Genomic DNA, 20571 nt, shown 5'->3' on the forward strand with positions numbered 1-20571 from the left:
GATTGGCAGGTCGGCGATCAGTCGGGTCTCGAAGTTACGCTTGCAACGGCTCAAAATGCGGTTGAAGGTGAGGGGGGGGCGACGGTCCGCTTCCTGAATACGCCGGTCAAGAACGCAGCGCTTCAGCAGTATATCCAACTGCCTCCTGGCTCCTACAAGGTTTCTCTGGCTGCGTCTGCAAGAAACCTGAAGCTTCCAAAGGAGTTGTTCTGGTCGATCAGGTGTGTGGGGCCTGCTGGCGAAATAGCGCGGTTCCATATACCGGACGGTACATACAATCGCCAGGCGCTCAGTCAGGAGTTTTCGGTTGGGCCGACTGGGTGCCCCATGCAATTATTGAAGCTGGAAACTGCCGCCATTGCCGAGAGCTGGCGCTTTCGCTATGTCGGCACATTGGTAATGCACAAATTGAGCATCGAGAGACTTTCATCTTGAGCGACCGGCCATCGGAATGGGATAAATATCTCCTCGGATCGGTTCTGTTTATAGCGCTGCTGATCGGCGGCGGCACTGCAAGCGGGCTTTACACGGACACGCTGATCGAGGTTGCGGCAATTGTCTCGGCAGCGGCGGTCTTTTCACAGGCCTCTGGCCAAAGGACCCCCCATTCTGTTCTGTGGCTGCTTATCTTCGCTGTGGCGCTGGCAGTTCTGCAGATCATTCCGTTGCCTGCGGCGATATTCAGCGGATTGCGACCGGAACTGCTGCTCGCAGACTCCGAGCTTGTAGGGGAATCCCAATTTCGTTTCGTCAGTGTCGGCGTTGGACGGACGATCGAATGTCTGTTGTTTCTGGTAGCGTTGGCGGCGTTTTTTTTGAGCGTTTTGCGTTTGCGTGCCGAGCAAGTCCCTGCGCTTCTGCCGTTCTTTTTTATGGGTGTTATCTGCAACGGCTTAGCGGGCGCGATTCAATATTCGCTCTCGGACGACATTGCCATAAAGGGATTGTTGCCGTTCACGATAAATGCCGGGCTTTTTGCCAACGAGAATCATTTTGCAGCATTGCTTTTCGTGTCTATCCCCATCGTCGTTTATTATGGTCTGTTCCGAGGACATCTTTTGTCGGGATCGCTCGGGCTGGCCACGCTTTTGCTGCTCCTTTTGGCTGTCGGTTCGCGTGCCGGCGTTCTGATCGGATTAGCGATCACCGTGCTGTCCATAGTCTTTCTTTCAACGCGTTCCAGGGTGAGTGGACTCAGCATCGTTGCCGTTTTCATAGCACTTTCAGTGTTTACGATAGGCGCATGGACGAAGATCGAGGCCGAAGCGATTGACCCGGATTTCGGGCGAGGAGAGATTGCTCGCACCACCATTGAGGGGATCAAAGAGAATTGGGCAACCGGCGTTGGGTTTGGAAATTTTCAAAAGGCCTACCAGATATATGAAAAGGAAGGGATGATTTTCAGGCAATATGTAAATCATGCTCACAACGAGTATCTTGAAATCGCATTCGAAGGCGGAGTTCTTGCTGTTCTATTGATGGCGCTTTATTTCGTGATTCTTTTCATGGCGCTTGCTAGAGTTCGTCGCGATCCCCTTCAAAAGGCGGCGTTTCTCTCCGTGTTTTTTCTTCTCATTCATTCACTCGTCGATTATCCGTTGCGGACCGAGGCGCTTGCAATGACGTTTGCCTTTATGAACGCTATTATCTTCCACAAAGGATTTGCAGCCCGCCAGAAGAGTGAATTGATCGAGATCGACCACAACGGTGAAAAATTACTTGTTCCCATCGGAACGCCGTCCTAGCGCCTCTTGGCGACGGCCCTGCGATCTGGGCAGGAATTTCCGGGTTCTGGTCCCTGCGTGGAAAATTCATTCTCGAACCACTCCAGCGCAGGTCTGTCTTGCATTGTTATAGATAATGGCGATCTGCTAGAACGCCTGCACGAAAACCAGAAGTGAAGCTTGATCCGGGCCGCTGAAAAATTGCGCCTGATGCATCGATGCAAGATCCGGCCGGCACGAGAGAACGCTTAAAGTCCATGAACATCGCGCTTACGCATCTGCAGCGGCTTGAAGCCGAATCCATCCATATCTTTCGCGAGGTTGCGGCGACCTTCGCCAAGCCGGTCATGCTCTATTCGGTCGGCAAGGATTCCTCCGTGCTGATGCATCTTGCGATGAAGGCGTTTTATCCGGCCAAGCCGCCCTTTCCCTTTCTCCACGTCGACACGACCTGGAAATTCCGCGAGATGATCGCCTTTCGCGATCAGATGGCGCAAAAGCTCGGCTTCGATCTCCTGGTCCATGTCAACGGCGATGGTGTGCGCGATAATATCAATCCCTTCGACCATGGCTCCAACACCCATACGCATGTGATGAAGACCGTGGCGCTGCGCCAGGCGCTCGACAAATACGGCTTCGATGCAGCCTTCGGCGGGGCGCGACGCGACGAGGAGAAATCGCGCGCCAAGGAGCGGATCTTCTCTTTCCGCAATGCCCAGCACGTCTGGGATCCGAAGAACCAGCGGCCGGAGATGTGGAAGATATTCAACACCCGCATCGCGACCGGTGAATCGATCCGGGTCTTTCCGTTGTCGAACTGGACCGAACTCGACATCTGGCAGTACATCCTCCAGGAAGACATCCCGATCGTGCCGCTCTATTTTGCCAAGCAGCGGCCGGTCGTAGAACGTGACGGCATGCTCATTCTGAGGGATGACGACCGCATGCAGTTGCGTCCCGGCGAGACGGTGGAGAACCGGCTGGTGCGGTTCCGCACGCTCGGCTGCTATCCGCTGACCGGCGCGATCGAATCGGCCGCCGACACGCTGGAGGCCATTGTCGGCGAAATGCTCACGGCGCGCACCTCGGAACGGCAGGGCCGCCTGATCGACCGTGATGAAGCAGGCTCGATGGAAAAGAAGAAGCGCGAGGGGTATTTCTGAGCATGCGCCACATCACGGCCAAGAGCCTCGCCCCCACCGACGGCATTCGCGACTATCTGGCGGTGCAGGAACAAAAATCGCTGCTGCGCTTCCTGACCTGCGGTTCCGTGGACGACGGCAAGTCGACGTTGATCGGGCGCCTGCTTTCGGACACCAAGCAGATTTTCGAGGACCAGCTTGCCGCGCTCGAGCGTGATTCGCGCAAGCACGGGACGACGGGCGACGACGTCGACTTCGCGCTGCTGGTAGATGGCCTCGAGGCCGAGCGCGAGCAGGGCATCACCATTGATGTCGCCTATCGCTTTTTCGCCACGCCAAAACGCAAATTCATCGTTGCCGACACACCCGGCCACGAACAATACACGCGCAACATGGCGACGGGCGCGTCGACCGCCGATCTGGCCATCGTTCTGATCGACGCCCGGCAGGGCGTGCTGCGCCAGACAAGGCGCCACTCGATCATCGCCTCGCTGCTCGGTATCCGGCACATTGTGCTCGCCGTCAACAAGATCGATCTCGTCGGCTTCGACAAGGCGGTGTTCGAACGGATCATCGAGGACTATCGGCAATTTTCGCACAAGCTTGGCTTCGAGACGATTGTGCCCATCCCGATGTCAGCCCGTTACGGCGACAACGTCACCAGCCGCTCGGATAAGACGATGTGGTATTCCGGGCCGACGCTGATCGAACATCTGGAAGCCGTGTCAGTCGATGAAGCCGTTGTCGAACTGCCGTTCCGTTTTCCGGTGCAGTATGTGAACCGCCCCAATCTCGATTTTCGCGGTTTTGCCGGCACGATTGCGTCCGGCTCCATCTCACCAGGCGACGAGGTCGTTGTCGCCAAATCCGGCAAGTCCGCTCATGTCAGGCGCATTGTCTCGCATGGCGGCGATCTGAGCCAGGCGGTGGCCGGCCAGGCCATCACCCTAGTTCTCGACGACGAGGTCGAGGTCTCGCGCGGTAACATGCTGGTGTCGCCGGCGGCGCGGCCGCAGGTCGCCGACCAGTTCGCCGCCAACATCGTCTGGTTCGACGAGCACGCGCTGCTGCCGGGCCGCTCCTATATCCTGCGGACCGAGACCGATCAGACCAGCGCTACCGTCACCGACCTGAAATACCGCGTCAACGTCAACGATTTTGCCCATGAGGCGGCCAAGTCGCTCGAAATGAACGAGGTCGGCATTTGCAACATCTCGACGCGGGCGCCGATCGCCTTTGATACGTTCGCCGAGAACCGCACGACCGGCGCCTTCATCCTGATCGACCGCATCACCAACGCCACGGTCGGCGCCGGCATGATCCTGCATTCGCTGCGCCGCGCCGAGAACATCCACTGGCAATCGCTCGATGTCGGCAAGCACGGCCGCGCCGACCTGAAGAACCAGCGGCCCGCCGTGTTCTGGTTCACCGGGCTCTCTGGGTCGGGCAAGTCGACCATCGCCAACCTTTTCGAGAAGAAGCTGTTCGCCACCGGCCGCCACACCTACATCCTGGATGGCGACAATGTCCGCCACGGGCTCAATCGTGATCTTGGCTTCACCGACGCCGACCGCGTCGAAAACATTCGCCGCGTGGCCGAAGTGGCGCGCCTGATGGCCGATGCCGGGCTGATCGTCATTGTTTCCTTCATTTCGCCATTCAGCGCCGAAAGGCGCATGGCGAGGGAATTGATGGCCAGCGGTGAATTCGTCGAGGTGTTTGTCGACACACCCTTTGAGGAATGCGCCAGACGCGATCCGAAGGGCCTCTATGCGCGGGCGTTGAACGGCGAAATCAAGAATTTCACCGGCGTCGATTCACCGTATGAAGCCCCGGAAAATCCCGAAATCCATCTCAAGACACTCGGCAAGTCGGCCGAGGAGATGGTAGAGGCCCTGGAACTCTGGCTGAACGAGCGCGACATTGCCGAAAACCAATACGATAGCGGCGGCGGCATCTGACGACGAATCGATGCTCGGGGTGTTCGAGCGCCTTGCCCTGGCGGCGGGGCGAGAGGTGATGCGTGTTTTTGATGCCGGCTGCGCGGTCGACCAGAAATCAGACGCCTCGCCCGTGACCGAAGCCGATCGCGAGAGCGAAAAGATCATTCTCGCCGGGCTGCGCGCCGCCTTACCCGACATCCCTTGCGTGGCTGAGGAAGAGGCATCGGCCGGCATCGTGCCGCCGGACCTCGACGACGCCTTCTTCCTGGTGGACCCACTGGACGGCACCAAGGAATTCGTCAACCGCAGGACCGACTTCACCGTCAACATCGCGCTCGTTCGCCACGGCGTGCCGGAGATCGGTGTGGTCTTTGCGCCATGCACCGGACGCTTCTTTTCCGGCCGGCCGGGCAGGGCGGAAGCAATCGATGTCAATGGCGATTACCAGATCATCGGCCGTCGGCCGATTTCGGCCAGAACGGGCGTGGCGCCACTGACCGTCGTCGCCAGCCGGTCCCACAATACGCCAGAGACCGAAGCCTATATCCGCACGGTGGGCGCTGCCGAGATCGTCTCGGTCGGCTCGTCGCTGAAATTCTGTCTTGTCGCCAGCGCCGAGGCCGACGTCTATCCGCGCTTCGGCCGCACCATGGAATGGGACACCGCGGCGGGTGACGCGGTGCTGCGCGCCGCAGGCGGGATGACGCGCTCGCTCGATGGTCAGCCGCTGGCCTACGGCAAGCGCAACCAGAGCGATGACGTGGATTTTGCCAATCCGCATTTCATCGCCAGCGGGAAGAGCGCGGGCCAGTAATCTCCCCCTCAAGGGGGGAGATCGCGCGCCTACGCGGCGGCGATTTGCGCCGAATTCGAGCCGATATAATTGCGGATCGTCTCGATGATCCGGTCCTGGTCGGCCTCGCTCAGATAGGGATGCATGGGCAGGCACAGGATACGCTTCGGCAACTCCTCAGAAACGGCAAGACCTGTCGGCGTGCGCGGATAGTCGCGGTAGGCGATCTGGCTGTGCAGCGGCTTCACATAATAGATCACCGACGGGATGCCTTTTTCCCCGAGATGCGCCTTCAGCCCGTCGCGCTTCGGCGTCTCGATGGCATATTGCGCCCAGGCCGAACGGCCGCCGTCCAGGTTGCGCGCTGCCTTGACGATGTCGCCGAGGCCTTCGGCATACCGTTTGGCGACTGCTTGCCGGGCAACCATCTCGTCTTCAAGAATGGCCAGCTTCTCGATCAGGATCGCCGCCTGCAGAGTGTCGAGCCGCGAATTGATGCCGACGCGGACATTGTCGTATTGGGTTTCGCCCTTGCCGTGGAAGGCGAACGAGCGGAGCTGTTCGGCCAGCGCATCGTCATTGGTGAACATCGCGCCGCCGTCGCCATAACAGCCGAGCGGTTTTGCCGGGTAGAAGCTGGTCGAGCCGACCGCGCCGAACGAACCCAGCATCTTGCCGTCGCTCGAACCGCCGATCGCCTGGGCGGCATCTTCGATCACCATCAGCCCTTCGCGGTTGGCGATGGCCATGATCGCCTCGTAATCGGCGGCGAGCCCGAACAGGTCGACGGGTATGATCGCCCTTGGCTTCAGCCGGCCTTCCGCCTTGATCATGACAATGGCCGCCTCGAGACTGGCGATGTCGATATTGTAGGTCTGCGGATCGACATCGACAAAAACCGGCTCGGCCTTGGCCAGCGCCACCACTTCCGCTGTGGCGGCGAAGGTGAAGCTCGGCACGAACACCGCGTCACCTGGACCGATGCCGGCCGCAAACAGCGGCAGCAGCAGTGCGTCGGTCCCGTTGGCGCAGGCTACGACATGCTTGGTGCCTACATAGGCAGCGAGCTTGTTTTCGAATTCGGTGACCTCAGGTCCGAGAATATAGCGACCCTCGTCGACGACGCGGTCGATGGCAGCTTTCAGTCTGTCGCGGATTCGTTCGCGCTGCGCGCCAAGATCGATGAACTGCATGTCGGCCTCAAAACGGGACTAGCCAGGTAACCGGCCGCTGGTATCAGAGTTGGCGCGGCCGAGAAAGCTGCACGGACCAATCGACGAATTGCTGAAATGTCGCAGCCTGTTACCTCTCAGTCCGACACGTTCCCATCAGACGCCGGAAATCCGGGGCTTTGTTGCGCACGACACGGCCTTGGTGTCGCATGCGCTCGGCTGGGCGAAACATAAAGTGATGATGTTTTAGCGCATCCTCAGCGCATCGCCGTCCAATCAGGCGATTTCATGCCGCCAGGGCGGATTGGCGCCGGCCCGCGACACGGTTACCGCCGCAGCCTTGGCGCCAAGCGCCAGCGCCTTGTGGATGGCATCGTCCGACAGATTGGCGATCGCCTCCTTCGACAGCAGGCCTTGCTCGTGCAGCGAGGCCAGGATGCCGGCGTTGAACGTGTCGCCGGCGCCTACCGTATCGACCACCTCGACCTTGTCCGGCACGACCGTGACCTTGTGATCCCTGGTGTAGCCGATGGCGCCTTCGCTGCCATGGGTGACGACGATCAGCGTCGGGCCGCGCTCCAGCCAGTTGCGGACGACGTCCTCGTGCGAGCCGGCTTCGCCGAACCAGTTGAGGTCCTCGTCCGACAGTTTCACGATGTCGGCCATGGCCATCATCGAGCGGATGCGCCTGAGATGCCTGGCCTTGTCCGCTATGAAATTCGGCCGGATGTTGGGGTCGAGCATCATGACGCGGCGGCTGCGCTCGCGCCGCATGAATTCCTCGTAGGCGGATCCGGCCGGCTCCGAGATCAGGCTGATGGCACCGAACAGCATGGCTTCGATCTCGCTGCCGAGTTTCGGCAGATCGTCGATGGTCAGCATCCGTCCGGCTGTGTTTTCATCGTAGAACGTGTAGGTCGCCTGGCCGTTGTCCAGCCGCACGAAGGCGAGCGTGGTCGGCCGGGGCGATGTGTGCGCATAGGTGGAACTGACTTGGCTTGCCCTCAGCGCGTCCTTGAACTGGCTGCCGAACAGATCCGTCGACAGGCCGGAAAAGAAACCGGCGGGCGCTCCCAGCCGGCCGAGCGCTATTGCCGTGTTGAACACCGCGCCGCCGACATAAGGGGCAAAGGCCGGCTCGCCCTCAGTCGTGGTGCGTGGCAGCATGTCGATCAGGGCTTCGCCGCAACAGAGGATCATGATTTCCTGGTCTCCGGCGGATAGATCACACCCTTGCGGATGATGATGTTGGCGTAGAGCCGCGGCTCGCTTGTCGCGACGATCGCGTGTGCGGACCTGACCCGTTGATAGAAGTCGGCGCCGGCAAGCGCAACCACCTTGCGGCCCGGAGCACGCTCGGCGCAGATCGCCTCCATCTCGTGATGAACGGGATCGGCAAGCAGGGGATCACCTTTGACCGAGGCGCGAAACAGCGCCTCCGGCACCGCGTCATCGACAGGCAATACGCTGAGGATGGCGTCGAGCATCGGAGCAAGATGATGACCGTCGGCGCGGATGAGCCGGTGTGCCTGCTCTTTCGCCGGGTAGTTTCCGTCGACAAGGGCGATCTCGTCGCCATGACCCATGGCACGCAGCGTCGCCAGCAGCCGTGGACCGAGCAGCACCGGGATTCCGATCAGCATCGCTCAGGCACTCCTGGAAATCGTGGTCGAGCCGATGAGGAAGCGCTCGGAAAGCGGCAGGCTGGCACCGCCCAGGGCACGTGCATGAATGCCGACAGTCCCCTCGCGCACAGCCGGAAGTTTCAGGCCTTCACCGTCGATCTTGCCGATAGCATCGATAACGGCATCGACGAGCCGGCGCCGCACGGCCTTCGGCATCCATCCGTCGATCACCGCCGCCTCGAAATCGATAACCGATGACGCCGCCACAATGGCATAGGCGAGCGCCTGCGAGGCGCAGGCGATCCAATCGTCGAGCTCGACGCCGATTTCGCCCCAATCCTCCGGTGACGTCCACAGATGTGAGGCTTCGACGCCGCGCGCGTTGAGTGCCTTTTCCAGCATGGCGATCGACGCCACGTCAATCAATTGGGTCGGCTTGCCGTCCGGTCCAGGCACCGGCATCGAACCCAGCGCGCCGGCATTGCCGGTCGGTCCGCCGAAAAGGTGACCGTTCAGCACGATGCCGCCGCCGGCAAAGGCACCGATATAGAAATAGACGAAGTCGCGTGCCGTGCCCGCTTTGCCGAACACCAGTTCGGCGCCGCAGGCAGAGGTGGCGTCATTTTGCAGGTAGACGGGGAATTCGCACTGTGCCTGGATGTCGGCGCGGATGTCTCGGTGGCGCCATTCGTCCATGACGTCGCGCGGCGCACCTGCCGTATCGGCCCAGCTCCACAATTCGAACGGCATGGCAATGCCAAGTCCCGCAATGCGCTTGTCCTGCGCCGGGGTGAGTTCGCCGCGCATCGTCTTCATGCCGGAGGTGACGAACTCGACCGTCTCGCGCGGTGCCGGATAGCGGTAGGAATGCTGCAGCATCGAACGCACATTGCCGAGAAAATCGATCAGAACGAGTTCGGCGCTACGACGGCCGATCTTCAGGCCGATGAAATAGGCGCCATCGGGATTGAGCGCCATCGGAATGGAAGGTTGGCCGATCTTGCCGCGCAGCGGCGCCTGGCGGACAAGAAGGTTGTCCTCCTCGAGCTCGCGCATGATGACCGAAACGGTCTGGGCCGAAAGTCCGGTCATGCGCGCAATGTCGGACTTCGCCAGGCTGCCGTGCTGACGCACCAGCGACAGCACCAGCCGCTCATTGTGGTCCCGCATGCCGCTCTGGTTGGTGCCGCGGTGAATGCGGCTTTTGGCTGCCTCGGGCGAACCGTGCCTTGGTATGCCGGTCTCCACCCCTTCTCCTCCGTCGTTTCCCTTAATGCTTTTGGCCAGAATGAGTGACCGACGCCACGCTGTCAATAATAAATAAGAGTGATTTAATTATTGACAGGACCCTCAGTCTGGTATTCTCTTGAGGCAAGCGTCCACGCTGGGAGAAGTCGCTGGATGCTCATGCGATGCCGGTTGGCCGGCATCCGAACTGGTCCCACTGGGAGGAAAATCGTGACCAAGACAGCACTGTTAAGATCCACCGTTTTTGCCGCGGCCGGACTGGGTCTGATGGCATTCACCTCGGCTGCGTCCGCCGCCGATGTCGGCGCCTGCCTGATCACCAAGACCGACACCAACCCGTTCTTCGTCAAGATGAAGGAAGGCGCGAGCGCCAAGGCCAAGGAACTCGGCGTCGAACTCAAAGCCTACGCCGGCAAGATCGATGGCGACAGCGAGAGCCAGGTGGCGGCGATCGAAAGCTGCATCGCCGACGGCGCCAAGGGCATCCTGATCACCGCGTCGGATACCAAGGGCATCGTTCCGGCGGTGAAGAAGGCACGTGACGCCGGTCTGCTGGTGATCGCGCTGGACACGCCGCTTGATCCGCTCGACGCCGCCGACGCGACCTTTGCGACCGACAATCTGGAGGCCGGCAAGCTGATTGGTGCCTGGGCCGCAGCGACGCTCGGCGACAAGGCGAAGGATGCCAGGATCGGCTTCCTCGACCTGACGCCCTCGCAGCCGACGGTCGACGTCCTGCGCGACCAGGGCTTCATGATGGGCTACGGTATCGACGTGAAGGACCCCAACAAGATCGGCGATGAGGATGATCCGCGTATCGTCGGCCACGACGTCACCAACGGCAACGAGGAAGGCGGCCGCAAGGCGATGGAGAACCTCCTCCAGAAGGATCCTGGCATCAACGTCATCCACACCATCAACGAGCCGGCAGCCGTCGGCGCCTACCAGGCGCTCAAGGCCGTGGGTCTCGAAGGCAATGTGCTGATCGTGTCGGTCGATGGCGGCTGCCCCGGCGTGAAGTCGGTCGCCGAGGGCGTGATCGGTGCGACATCACAGCAATATCCGCTGCAGATGGCGGCACTCGGCATCGAAGCGATCGCCGCTTACGCCAAGGACGGGACGAAGCCCAAGCCGACCGAAGGCAAGGATTTCTTCGACACCGGCGTCAACCTCGTGACCGACAAGCCCGCGGAGGGCGTGAAGTCCATCGACACCAAGGAAGGCCTCGCCAAGTGCTGGGGCTGATGCCGGTCTGACAGGCAACAGACCGAAGCGGCCAGGGCTTGATCCCCGGCCGCTTCGGGTGGACGATGCGGAAATCGCAAGCGCGAACAATTCCGGCGGCAGATCGGGAACGGTTGGACGGGCGTCGGCGCGTAGCTGAAGCCTCATGGGAGGAAACATGTCTCAGGTTCAGGAATTCGAAAAGGCTCTCGCGAACAGCGAGACAAGCGTTGCTGCTTTTGACGAGCATGGCACGTCGCTCGTCAAGCGCATCCAGCATTTCCTGCATTCCACTCCGGCTGCGGTGCCGCTGATCGTGCTGGTCCTGTCGATCGCTGTCTTTGGCGTCACGATCGGAGGACGGTTCTTTTCGTCCTACACGCTGACGCTGATCCTGCAGCAGATCGCCATCGTCGGTATTCTCGGCGCCGCGCAGACGCTGGTCATCCTGACAGCCGGCATCGACCTTTCAATCGGCGTGATCATGGTGATTTCGGCCGTGATCATGGGCAATTGCGCGGTCACCTATGGCCTGCCGACCTTGCTTGCCGTGGTGATCGGGCTTGCCGCCGGCGCGGCCTGCGGGCTGCTCAACGGGCTGCTGGTCGCCTACATGAAGCTGCCGCCCTTCATCGTCACGCTCGGCACCTGGAACATCGTCATGGCCACGAACTTCATCTATTCGGCCAATGAGACGATCCGTGACGCCGACGTCGACGCCCAGGCCCCGCTGCTGCATCTGTTTGGCCTGAACTTCAAGGTCGGCACGGCGGTGCTGACGTTCGGCGTCATTGCCATGGTCGTGCTGGTGCTGTTCTTGTGGTACGTGCTCAATCACACGGCATGGGGCCGTCATGTCTACGCTGTCGGCGACGATCCGGAGGCAGCGAAGCTGTCGGGCATCCAGACCAAGAAGGTGCTGATCTCGGTCTACACGCTTGCCGGGCTGATCGCCGCTTTCGCTGCCTGGGTCTCCATCGGCCGCAACGGCTCGATCTCGCCGTCCGCTGCCGTCACCGACTACAATTTGCAGGCGATCACCGCGACGGTGATCGGCGGCATTTCCCTCTTCGGCGGGCGCGGCTCTATTCTGGGCACGCTGTTCGGCGCGATGATCGTCGGCGTCGTTTCGATGGGCCTCAACATGCTGGGCGCCGATCCGCAATGGAAAGTGCTGCTCACCGGTGTGCTGATCATCGGCGCCGTGGCGATCGACCAGTGGATCAGAAAGGTTTCGGTGTAACCATGACCCAGGAGCCCATCCTCACCGCGCGCGGCCTCGTCAAGCGCTACGGCCGCGTCACCGCACTGAACAGCTGCGACTTCGATCTCTATCCGGGAGAGATCCTGGCCGTGATCGGCGACAATGGAGCCGGCAAGTCGACGCTGATCAAGGCGATCTCGGGCGCCGTTGTCCCGGACGAGGGGATCATCGAGTTGGACGGCAAGCAGGTGCTCTTCAAGTCGCCCATCGAAGCCCGCGAAGCCGGCATCGAAACCGTCTACCAGAACCTGGCGCTGTCGCCGGCGCTGTCGATCGCCGACAACATGTTCCTCGGTCGCGAGATCCGCAAACCGGGTTTTCTGGGCGACTGGCTGCGCATGCTCGACCGCCCGGCAATGGAAAAGCGCGCCCGCGACAAGCTCACCGAACTTGGCCTGATGACCATCCAGAACATCAGCCAGGCCGTGGAAACGCTCTCGGGCGGCCAACGCCAGGGCGTGGCGGTGGCGCGCGCCGCCGCCTTCGGCTCGAAGATGGTCATCATGGATGAGCCGACGGCGGCGTTAGGCGTCAAGGAGAGCCGCCGCGTGCTCGAACTGATCCTCGACGTGAAGAAGCGCGGCCTGCCGATCGTGCTGATCTCCCACAACATGCCGCATGTCTTCGAGGTGGCCGACCGCATTCACATCCATCGGCTGGGCCGTCGCCTCTGTGTCATCGATCCCAAGCAATATACGATGTCTGACGCCGTCGCCTTCATGACCGGAGCGAAGCTTCCGCCGGAGGCGGCACTGGCGGCCTGATGCATGTCGCCCAAAGCAAGGTGCCTCGCAGAGGCCCAAACGCGACGCACTTTAAGTTGCTAAACTGCCGCAGGGTAAGCTTCCCCGCGGCAATCTAACTCGATTGAACGCTTAACAATATGCGCTAGCATGGACTGGGAGGAATGGTGAAAGCCGGTATGATCATGGCAACCGCACGAGAGGCAGCATGACGCGCGCGATGACATCCAAAGCTCCCATTCTCGAAAACTCCGATCCCAGCGCGCTTGCCGACGAAGTCTTGAAGGCCCTCAAATACAGGCTCGGCAAGGGGACCAGCGTCGCGACGCAATACGATTGGCTCACCGCCTCAATAAAGGTCGTGCGCGACCATATCGTCGATCATTGGATGCAGGCCACGCAAGAGGCCTACGCCCATCAGGAAAAGCGCGTCTATTACCTGTCACTGGAATTCCTCATCGGCCGCCTGATGCGCGACGCCTTCTCCAATCTCGGCCTGATGGACAATATGCGCGAAGCGCTGCGGTCTCTCGGCGTCGACCTCGACCTCATCGCGGCCCTCGAACCAGATGCAGCGCTTGGCAATGGCGGTCTCGGCCGGCTCGCCGCCTGCTTCATGGAAAGCATGGCAACCGTCGACATTCCCGCGCATGGCTATGGCATTCGCTACGCCAATGGCATGTTCCGGCAGGAAATCCATGGCGGCTGGCAGGTTGAGCTGCCCGAGACCTGGCTCGATCACGGCAACCCCTGGGAGTTCGAGCGGCGCGAACGCTCATTCGAGGTCGGTTTCGGCGGCTCGGTGGAATCGATCACCTCCAAGGACGGCGGGCTTGAGCGCCACGTCTGGAAGCCGATCGAACATGTTCTGGCGGTTGCCTACGATACGCCGGTGGTTGGCTGGCGGGCCAACCGCGTCAACACGCTGCGGCTCTGGTCCGGCATGCCGATCGATCCGATCCTGCTCGACAAGTTCAACGCCGGCGACCACATCGGTGCGCTCGCCGAAAGCAACAAGGCCGATGCCTTGTCGCGTGTCCTTTACCCTGCCGATTCCCACAAGGCCGGTCAGGAGCTGCGGCTCAGGCAAGAGTATTTTTTTTCCACCGCATCGTTGCAGGATATCATTCAGCGTCATCTCAGCCAGTATGGCGACCTGCAGTCGCTGCCCGACAAGGCGGCGATCCATCTGAACGACACCCATCCGGCCATCGCCGTGCCCGAGCTGATGCGCCTGTTGATGGATGTCCACGGCATGGATTTCGATCAGGCCTGGAGCATCACCAAGCGCACTTTCGGCTACACCAACCACACGCTGCTTCCAGAGGCGCTCGAAAGCTGGCCGGTGCCGCTGTTCGAGCGGCTGTTGCCGCGCCATATGCAGATCGTCTACGCCATCAACGCCGAAGTGCTGCTGGAGGCGCGCGCCTCCGATCAGTTTTCTGACGAGCAGATCAGCCGGATCTCGCTGATACAGGAAAACGGCGAGCGCCGGGTGCGCATGGGCAATCTGGCGTTTGTCGGCTCGCACTCGATCAACGGCGTCTCTGCCCTTCACACCGAGCTGATGAAGGAAACGGTGTTTGCCGAGCTCCACCGGCTCTACCCCGACCGCATCAACAACAAGACCAACGGCATCACGCCGCGGCGCTGGCTGATCCAGTGCAATCCCGACCTCACCGCGCTCACCCGCGAGGCGATCGGCGACCGCTTCCTCGACGATATAGACGCGATCAAGGAGCTCGATGCCTTTGCCGACGACGCCGCATTCCGCGACAAGTTCGCGGCAGTCAAGCGGGCGAACAAGGCCAAGCTCGCCAATCTCGTCGCCGACCGCCTCGGCATCAGGATCGATCCCTCGGCGCTGTTCGACATCCAGATCAAGCGCATCCACGAATACAAGCGCCAGCTCCTGAACATCCTCGAAACAGTCGCCCTCTACGACCAGATCCGCTCCCATCCCGAGCGCAACTGGATGCCACGCGTCAAGTTCTTCGGCGGCAAGGCGGCGCCCAGCTATCACAATGCCAAGCTGATCATCAAACTCGCCAACGACGTCGCCAAAGTCATCAACCGCGACCCCGCCGTTCGCGGCTTGCTCAAAGTGGTGTTCGTGCCGAACTACAATGTCAGCCTGGCCGAGATCATGATGCCGGCCGCCGATCTTTCGGAGCAGATATCGACCGCCGGGATGGAAGCCTCCGGCACCGGCAACATGAAATTCGCGCTGAACGGTGCGCTGACCATCGGCACGCTCGACGGCGCCAATGTCGAGATCAAGGAATGCGTCGGCGACGACAACATCTTCATTTTCGGCCTGACCACCGAAGAGGTCGCCGAGCGGCGCAGCAACGGCTACGATCCGCGATCGGTGATCGAAGCCTCTCCCGAACTGGCGCAGGCCGTGGCTGCCGTTTCGACGGGCGTCTTTTCGCCTGACGATCCGGAACGCTATCGCGACCTGATGAACGGCCTCTATCAGAGCGACTGGTTCATGGTCGCCGCGGATTTCGATGCCTACGCCTCAACCCAGCGCGATGTCGACGCCGTCTGGCGCGACAGCCCGGATTGGTACGCCAGGGCAATTCGCAATGTCGCCCGCGTCGGCTGGTTCTCGTCCGATCGCACGATCCGCCAATATGCGAAAGAAATCTGGAACGTGCCCGTTTGATATGATTGCATGAGGCCACGAACAACGTGGTCCGGGTGCCGGGGAGGGTCACTGCCTGATGAGGAAGCCGCGCGCGACCGCTGCGACAAGCGGGCCGGATGGACTGGCGTCAGCCGGTGATGTCGCGGCAATTGTCGCCGGCACGCATGGTGATCCTTTCGCTGTCCTCGGTGTGCACGAGGTCGACAAGGGCTTTGTCGCCCGCTGCTTCGTCCCTCATGCCGAGTTCGTCACTGCCTATACGCTGACCGGCAAGAACGCCGGCGAACTCTCCAGGCGCGACGAAGGCGGCTTCTTCGAGGGCAGCCTGTCGCTCAGAAAGCGTCAGCCGCTGCGCTATCACGCGCGCAATGCCGGCGGTGACTGGTGGCTGACCGATCCCTATTCGTTCGGTCCGGTACTGGGTCCGCTGGACGACTATTACATCGCCGAAGGTTCGCACCTCAGGCTGTTCGACAAGCTCGGGGCGCATCTCATCGATCACGAGGGTGCATCCGGCGTGCATTTCGCCGTCTGGGCGCCCAATGCAAGGCGCGTTTCGGTGGTCGGCGACTTCAACGAATGGGACGGCCGCAGGCATACGATGCGCGTCCGCCGCGACACCGGCATCTGGGAGTTGTTCATCCCCGACATCGGCGCCGGACGGCCATACAAATACGAGATCATCGGGCCCGATGGCGTGAGGCTGCCGCTGAAGGCCGATCCGTTCGCTTTCAAGTCCGAACTGCGCCCGGCCACCGCTTCGGTGACGGCGCTTCCGCCGGCGCATCAATGGGGTGACGAGGCGCACCGCAATTTCTGGCGCAACGCCGACGCCCGCCGCGAGGCGGTGTCGATCTATGAGGTCCATGCCGGCTCCTGGCAGCTTCACGACGACGGCAGCTTCCTGTCATGGGACGAGCTTGCCGACCGGCTGATCCCGTATGTCGTCGACACGGGCTTCACCCATATCGAATTCATGCCGATCTCGGAACATCCCTATGATCCGTCCTGGGGCTACCAGACGACGGGGCTCTACGCGCCGTCGGCCCGCTTCGGCGATCCGGACGGTTTTGCCCGGTTCGTCGACGGCGCCCACCGCGCCGGCATCGGCGTCATCCTGGACTGGGTGCCGGCGCATTTTCCGGTGGACGCGCATGGCCTGGCCAATTTCGACGGCACCGCGCTCTATGAGCATGCCGACCCGCGCAAGGGCTTCCATCCCGACTGGAACACCGCGATCTACAATTTCGGCCGGCGCGAGGTGGTCTCGTTCCTGGTCAACAATGCGCTGTTCTGGGCCGAAAAATACCATGTCGACGGTTTGCGCGTCGATGCCGTCGCCTCGATGCTCTACCTCGACTATTCGCGCAAGGCCGGCGAATGGATTCCCAACGAAAAAGGCGGGCGCGAAAACCTCGAGGCGGTCAGCTTCCTCCAGAGGATGAACAAGGAAGTCTACGGCCATCATCCGGGTGTGATGACGATCGCCGAGGAATCGACCTCATGGCCAAAAGTTTCGCAGCCGGTGCATGAGGGCGGGCTGGGTTTCGGCTTCAAGTGGAACATGGGCTTCATGCACGACACGCTGGAGTATTTCTCCAAGGAGCCGATTTTTCGCAAGCATCACCACGGCGACATCACCTTCGGCCTGGTCTACGCCTTCTCAGAGAATTTCGTGCTGCCGCTCTCCCATGACGAGGTCGTGCACGGCAAGGGGACGCTGCTTGGCAAGATGGCCGGCGACGACTGGCAGAAATTCGCGACGCTGCGCGCCTACTACGCCTTCATGTGGGGCTACCCCGGCAAGAAGCTGTTGTTCATGGGGCAGGAATTCGCCCAGCGCCGCGAGTGGAGCGAGGCGCGCGCACTCGACTGGAACCTGCTCGATTTCCGGGCCCACCGCGGCGTCTGGCAGACGGTGCGCGATCTCAACTATCTCTACCGCTCACGGCCGGCGTTGCATGCGCGCGATTGCGAACCGGAGGGCTTTTCCTGGCTGATCGTCGACGACAGCGCCAACTCGGTCTTTGCCTGGCTGCGCAGCGCGCCGGGCGGAAACCCGGTCGCCGTCATCTCCAATTTTACGCCGGTGCCGCGCGACAATTACCGCGTGCCGTTGCCAATGGCTGGAAGATGGCGCGAGATCATCAACACGGACGCCTCCGACTATGGCGGTTCCGGCAAGGGCAATGACGGTGCCGTCGAGGCTCGGAAGGAAGCAGGAGGCATCTCGGCGACGATGCTGTTGCCGCCGCTGTCGACGATCATGCTCGAATTTGCTCCGGACTAGGCGATGTCTCGCAGCGCGTAACTTGGGAGGATAAGAATGGCAGAGATAAAACGGACCCAGCCGCTGGCGCGCGATGCCATGGCCTATGTTCTGGCCGGCGGCCGTGGCAGCCGCCTCAAGGAATTGACCGACCGGCGCGCCAAACCGGCGGTCTATTTCGGCGGCAAGACGCGCATCATCGATTTTGCGCTCTCCAATGCGCTCAATTCCGGTATTCGCCGCCTCGGCGTGGCCACCCAGTACAAGGCGCACTCGCTGATCCGCCACCTGCAGCGCGGCTGGAACTTCCTTCGGCCCGAGCGCAACGAGAGCTTCGACATCCTGCCGGCCAGTCAGCGCGTATCGGAAACGCAATGGTATGAGGGCACGGCCGATGCCGTCTACCAGAACATCGACATCATCGAGGCCTACGGGCCCGAATACATGGTCATCCTGGCCGGCGATCACGTCTACAAGATGGACTATGAGCTGATGCTTCGCCAGCATGTCGACGCCGGCGCCGACGTCACCGTCGGCTGCCTCGAAGTGCCGCGCATGGAGGCGACCGGCTTCGGCGTCATGCATGTCGACAAGAAGGACACCATCATCTCCTTCATCGAGAAGCCCGCCGATCCGCCCGGCATTCCCGACAAGCCGGATTTTGCCCTGGCCTCGATGGGCATCTACGTGTTCAAGACCAAGTTCCTGATGGAGCAGCTGCGCCGCGACGCGGCCGAACCGGGCTCAAGCCGTGACTTCGGCAAGGACATCATCCCCTATGTCGTTGAGCACGGCAAGGCGATCGCCCATCGCTTCGCCAAATCCTGCGTGCGCTCGACCGCCGAGAACGAAGCCTACTGGCGCGATGTCGGGACCGTCGACGCCTATTGGGAAGCCAATATCGACCTCACCGACATCACGCCCGAACTCGATCTCTACGACCGCGACTGGCCGATCTGGACCTATGCCGAGCTGAAGCCGCCGGCGAAGTTCGTGCATGACGAGGATGGTCGCCGTGGCTCGGCGGTATCCTCGCTGGTCTCGGGGGATTGCATCGTTTCAGGCGCGTCGCTGAAGCGAAGCCTGATCTTCACCGGCGCGCGCATCAACTCCTATTCGACGCTCGAGGACGTCGTCATGCTGCCCGACTGCCAGGTCGGCCGCAGCGCTAGATTGAAGCGCGTGGTGATCGATCATGGCGTCAGGATTCCCGAAGGGCTCGTGGTCGGCGAGGATCCCGTCCTCGACGCCAAGCGCTTCCGCGTTTCCGAAAAGGGCATCTGCCTCGTCACGCAGGCCATGATCGACAAACTGGGATTGTCGTGAATGCAGGTCCTGTCGGTCACGCCCGAAATATTCCCTCTGATCAAGACTGGCGGGCTTGCCGACGTGACCGGCGCGTTGCCCATCGCGCTCGCCGGCAAGGGCGTGGCGATGCGCACGCTTGTTCCCGGCTATCCCCAGATCATCGATGCCTTCAAAAAGAAAAAACCCATTCACCACTATCCGCTGCTGCAAGGCGGCAAGGCTTCGGTCCATGCCGTCCAGATCGCGGGGCTCGACCTGTTCGTGCTCGACGCGCCGCATCTGTTCGATCGCCCCGGCGGCCCCTATGGCAATGCCACCGGCGCCGACTGGCCGGACAATTGGCGGCGTTTCGCGGCCCTGAGCCAGGTTGGCGGCGACATAGCTGGCGGCGCCGTCTCGGGTTACCAGCCTGACATCGTCCATGCCCATGACTGGCAATCGGCGATGACGCTGGCCTATATGCGCTACGGCAAGGCGGTCGGCACGCCGTCAATGATCACCGTCCACAATCTCGCTTTCCAGGGCCAGTTCGGCGCCGGCATCTTTGGCGAACTCGGCCTGCCGGCGGCGGCCATGGCGCTCGACGGCGTCGAATATTATGGCGGCGTCGGTTTCCTCAAGGCTGGCCTGCAGGCCGCCTGGGCCATCACCACAGTCAGCCCGACCTATGCGCAGGAGATCCGCTCGCCGGAATTCGGCATGGGGCTCGATGGCCTCATCAACATGCGGTCCGTTGATCTCTATGGCATCGTCAACGGCATCGACACCGCGATATGGAACCCTGAAACCGACAAGCATCTGGTCTCCAACTACACGGCCAAGACGTTGAAGGCGCGGCACCCCAACCGGACCGCCGTCGAGGATCGTTTCAACCTTGACCGCGACGACAGTCCGATCGTCTGCGTGATCAGCCGGCTCACCTGGCAGAAGGGAATTGACATACTGGCAACGGTCGTCGACGGGATTGTTGCGAGGGGTGCCCGCCTGGCGATCCTGGGGTCGGGCGACGCCGGCCTCGAAGGCGCGCTGCTGGCCGCCGCCGCCCGCCATCGCGGTCGCATCGGCGTCGTCGTCGGTTATGACGAGGCGCTTTCCCACACCATGCAGGGCGGCTGTGACGCAATCATCATCCCGTCGCGCTTCGAGCCTTGCGGACTGACGCAGCTTTACGGCCTGCGCTATGGCTGCGTGCCGGTCGTCGCCCGCACCGGCGGTCTTGCCGACACCGTCATCGACGCCAATGAAGCGGCGATTTCGGCAGGTGTGGCGACCGGCTTCCAGTTCGCACCCGCCGATGCCGGCGCCTTGCTGCACGCCATCCGTCGGCTGGTCGCGGCGCACGCCAACCCTGCAATCTGGACGTCGATGCAGCGGCAAGGCATGAAGGCGGATGTGTCGTGGGATAAAAGCGCAGAAAAATACCTCGAACTCTATCGCTTGCTGCTTTCGAAAAGGGCTTGACG

The 20571-nt window shown here is 61.6% G+C and carries 15 protein-coding genes and 1 pseudogene; 12 read left to right on the top strand and 4 right to left on the bottom strand.

Features of this window, described 5'->3' with window-relative positions:
* The 5 genes and pseudogenes from AC0L2K_RS02760 to cysQ form a co-directional block, all read left to right on the top strand.
* Positions 1-435 (top strand): annotated as a pseudogene (locus AC0L2K_RS02760) (tetratricopeptide repeat protein); the annotation flags it as partial.
* The gene (locus AC0L2K_RS02765; RefSeq protein WP_128167631.1) at positions 432-1745 is read left to right on the top strand and encodes an O-antigen ligase family protein; all 1314 of its coding nucleotides are present in this window, start codon (positions 432-434) and stop codon (positions 1743-1745) included. The pseudogene AC0L2K_RS02760 and the gene AC0L2K_RS02765, both read left to right, overlap by 4 nt.
* 236 nt (positions 1746-1981) lie before the next feature.
* Positions 1982-2887, top strand: a complete 906-nt coding sequence (gene cysD, locus AC0L2K_RS02770; protein WP_128172081.1) for a sulfate adenylyltransferase subunit CysD — start codon at positions 1982-1984, stop codon at positions 2885-2887.
* Between the two features lie 2 nt (positions 2888-2889).
* Positions 2890-4827: a sulfate adenylyltransferase subunit CysN gene (gene cysN, locus AC0L2K_RS02775; RefSeq protein ID WP_287172735.1), complete on the top strand. Its 1938-nt coding sequence runs from the start codon at positions 2890-2892 to the stop codon at positions 4825-4827.
* A gap of 10 nt (positions 4828-4837) precedes the next feature.
* Positions 4838-5623 (top strand): 3'(2'),5'-bisphosphate nucleotidase CysQ, encoded by a 786-nt coding sequence (gene cysQ / locus AC0L2K_RS02780; protein WP_287172770.1) that lies wholly within the window; start codon positions 4838-4840, stop codon positions 5621-5623.
* Between the two features lie 29 nt (positions 5624-5652).
* Here cysQ and AC0L2K_RS02785 read toward each other — a convergent pair whose 3' ends face one another.
* The 4 genes from AC0L2K_RS02785 to AC0L2K_RS02800 form a co-directional block, all read right to left on the bottom strand.
* Complete coding sequence (locus AC0L2K_RS02785) at positions 5653-6795, bottom strand: DegT/DnrJ/EryC1/StrS family aminotransferase (protein ID WP_128167627.1); 1143 nt, start codon at positions 6793-6795, stop codon at positions 5653-5655.
* Between the two features lie 255 nt (positions 6796-7050).
* Complete coding sequence (locus AC0L2K_RS02790) at positions 7051-7974, bottom strand: carbohydrate kinase family protein (RefSeq protein WP_128167626.1); 924 nt, start codon at positions 7972-7974, stop codon at positions 7051-7053.
* Complete coding sequence (locus tag AC0L2K_RS02795) at positions 7971-8417, bottom strand: RbsD/FucU family protein (protein WP_473530556.1); 447 nt, start codon at positions 8415-8417, stop codon at positions 7971-7973. The genes AC0L2K_RS02790 and AC0L2K_RS02795 overlap by 4 nt, the downstream gene beginning before the upstream one ends.
* 3 nt (positions 8418-8420) lie before the next feature.
* Positions 8421-9647, bottom strand: coding sequence for an ROK family transcriptional regulator (locus AC0L2K_RS02800; RefSeq protein ID WP_128172084.1), 1227 nt, complete (start codon positions 9645-9647; stop codon positions 8421-8423).
* A 267-nt stretch (positions 9648-9914) separates the two neighbouring features.
* Here AC0L2K_RS02800 and AC0L2K_RS02805 point away from each other — a divergent pair, with 267 nt between their 5' ends.
* The 7 genes from AC0L2K_RS02805 (at position 9915) to glgA (ending at position 20569) form a co-directional block, all read left to right on the top strand.
* Positions 9915-10892 (top strand): sugar ABC transporter substrate-binding protein, encoded by a 978-nt coding sequence (locus AC0L2K_RS02805; RefSeq protein WP_236388945.1) that lies wholly within the window; start codon positions 9915-9917, stop codon positions 10890-10892.
* Between the two features lie 157 nt (positions 10893-11049).
* A complete protein-coding gene (locus AC0L2K_RS02810) occupies positions 11050-12114 on the top strand; it encodes an ABC transporter permease (RefSeq protein ID WP_128167623.1) in 1065 nt (354 codons plus the stop codon).
* Between the two features lie 2 nt (positions 12115-12116).
* Complete coding sequence (locus tag AC0L2K_RS02815; protein WP_023802796.1) at positions 12117-12899, top strand: ATP-binding cassette domain-containing protein; 783 nt, start codon at positions 12117-12119, stop codon at positions 12897-12899.
* Positions 12900-13086: 187 nt separating this feature from the next.
* Positions 13087-15549, top strand: a complete 2463-nt coding sequence (locus tag AC0L2K_RS02820; protein ID WP_128245167.1) for a glycogen/starch/alpha-glucan phosphorylase — start codon at positions 13087-13089, stop codon at positions 15547-15549.
* 58 nt (positions 15550-15607) lie between these two features.
* Complete coding sequence (glgB, locus tag AC0L2K_RS02825) at positions 15608-17821, top strand: 1,4-alpha-glucan branching protein GlgB (RefSeq protein WP_128245168.1); 2214 nt, start codon at positions 15608-15610, stop codon at positions 17819-17821.
* Positions 17822-17857: 36 nt separating this feature from the next.
* The gene (gene glgC / locus AC0L2K_RS02830; RefSeq protein ID WP_077381220.1) at positions 17858-19126 is read left to right on the top strand and encodes a glucose-1-phosphate adenylyltransferase; all 1269 of its coding nucleotides are present in this window, start codon (positions 17858-17860) and stop codon (positions 19124-19126) included.
* Complete coding sequence (gene glgA, locus AC0L2K_RS02835; RefSeq protein ID WP_473530557.1) at positions 19127-20569, top strand: glycogen synthase GlgA; 1443 nt, start codon at positions 19127-19129, stop codon at positions 20567-20569.
* Positions 20570-20571: the final 2 nt, after the last annotated feature.

The sequence above is a fragment of the Mesorhizobium sp. WSM4817 genome, from assembly GCF_055811135.1.

What these genes read in the sequence shown, in the direction of transcription:
- cysD (WP_128172081.1), top strand. Translation starts at nt 1,982, where the DNA reads ATGAACATCGCGCTTACGCATCTGCAGCGGCTTGAAGCCGAATCCATC.
- cysN (WP_287172735.1), top strand. Translation starts at nt 2,890, where the DNA reads ATGCGCCACATCACGGCCAAGAGCCTCGCCCCCACCGACGGCATTCGC.
- cysQ (WP_287172770.1), top strand. Translation starts at nt 4,838, where the DNA reads ATGCTCGGGGTGTTCGAGCGCCTTGCCCTGGCGGCGGGGCGAGAGGTG.
- AC0L2K_RS02785 (WP_128167627.1), bottom strand. Translation starts at nt 6,795, where the DNA reads ATGCAGTTCATCGATCTTGGCGCGCAGCGCGAACGAATCCGCGACAGA.
- AC0L2K_RS02790 (WP_128167626.1), bottom strand. Translation starts at nt 7,974, where the DNA reads ATGATCCTCTGTTGCGGCGAAGCCCTGATCGACATGCTGCCACGCACC.
- AC0L2K_RS02795 (WP_473530556.1), bottom strand. Translation starts at nt 8,417, where the DNA reads ATGCTGATCGGAATCCCGGTGCTGCTCGGTCCACGGCTGCTGGCGACG.
- AC0L2K_RS02805 (WP_236388945.1), top strand. Translation starts at nt 9,915, where the DNA reads ATGGCATTCACCTCGGCTGCGTCCGCCGCCGATGTCGGCGCCTGCCTG.
- AC0L2K_RS02810 (WP_128167623.1), top strand. Translation starts at nt 11,050, where the DNA reads ATGTCTCAGGTTCAGGAATTCGAAAAGGCTCTCGCGAACAGCGAGACA.
- AC0L2K_RS02815 (WP_023802796.1), top strand. Translation starts at nt 12,117, where the DNA reads ATGACCCAGGAGCCCATCCTCACCGCGCGCGGCCTCGTCAAGCGCTAC.
- AC0L2K_RS02820 (WP_128245167.1), top strand. Translation starts at nt 13,087, where the DNA reads ATGACGCGCGCGATGACATCCAAAGCTCCCATTCTCGAAAACTCCGAT.
- glgB (WP_128245168.1), top strand. Translation starts at nt 15,608, where the DNA reads ATGAGGAAGCCGCGCGCGACCGCTGCGACAAGCGGGCCGGATGGACTG.
- glgC (WP_077381220.1), top strand. Translation starts at nt 17,858, where the DNA reads ATGGCAGAGATAAAACGGACCCAGCCGCTGGCGCGCGATGCCATGGCC.
- glgA (WP_473530557.1), top strand. Translation starts at nt 19,127, where the DNA reads ATGCAGGTCCTGTCGGTCACGCCCGAAATATTCCCTCTGATCAAGACT.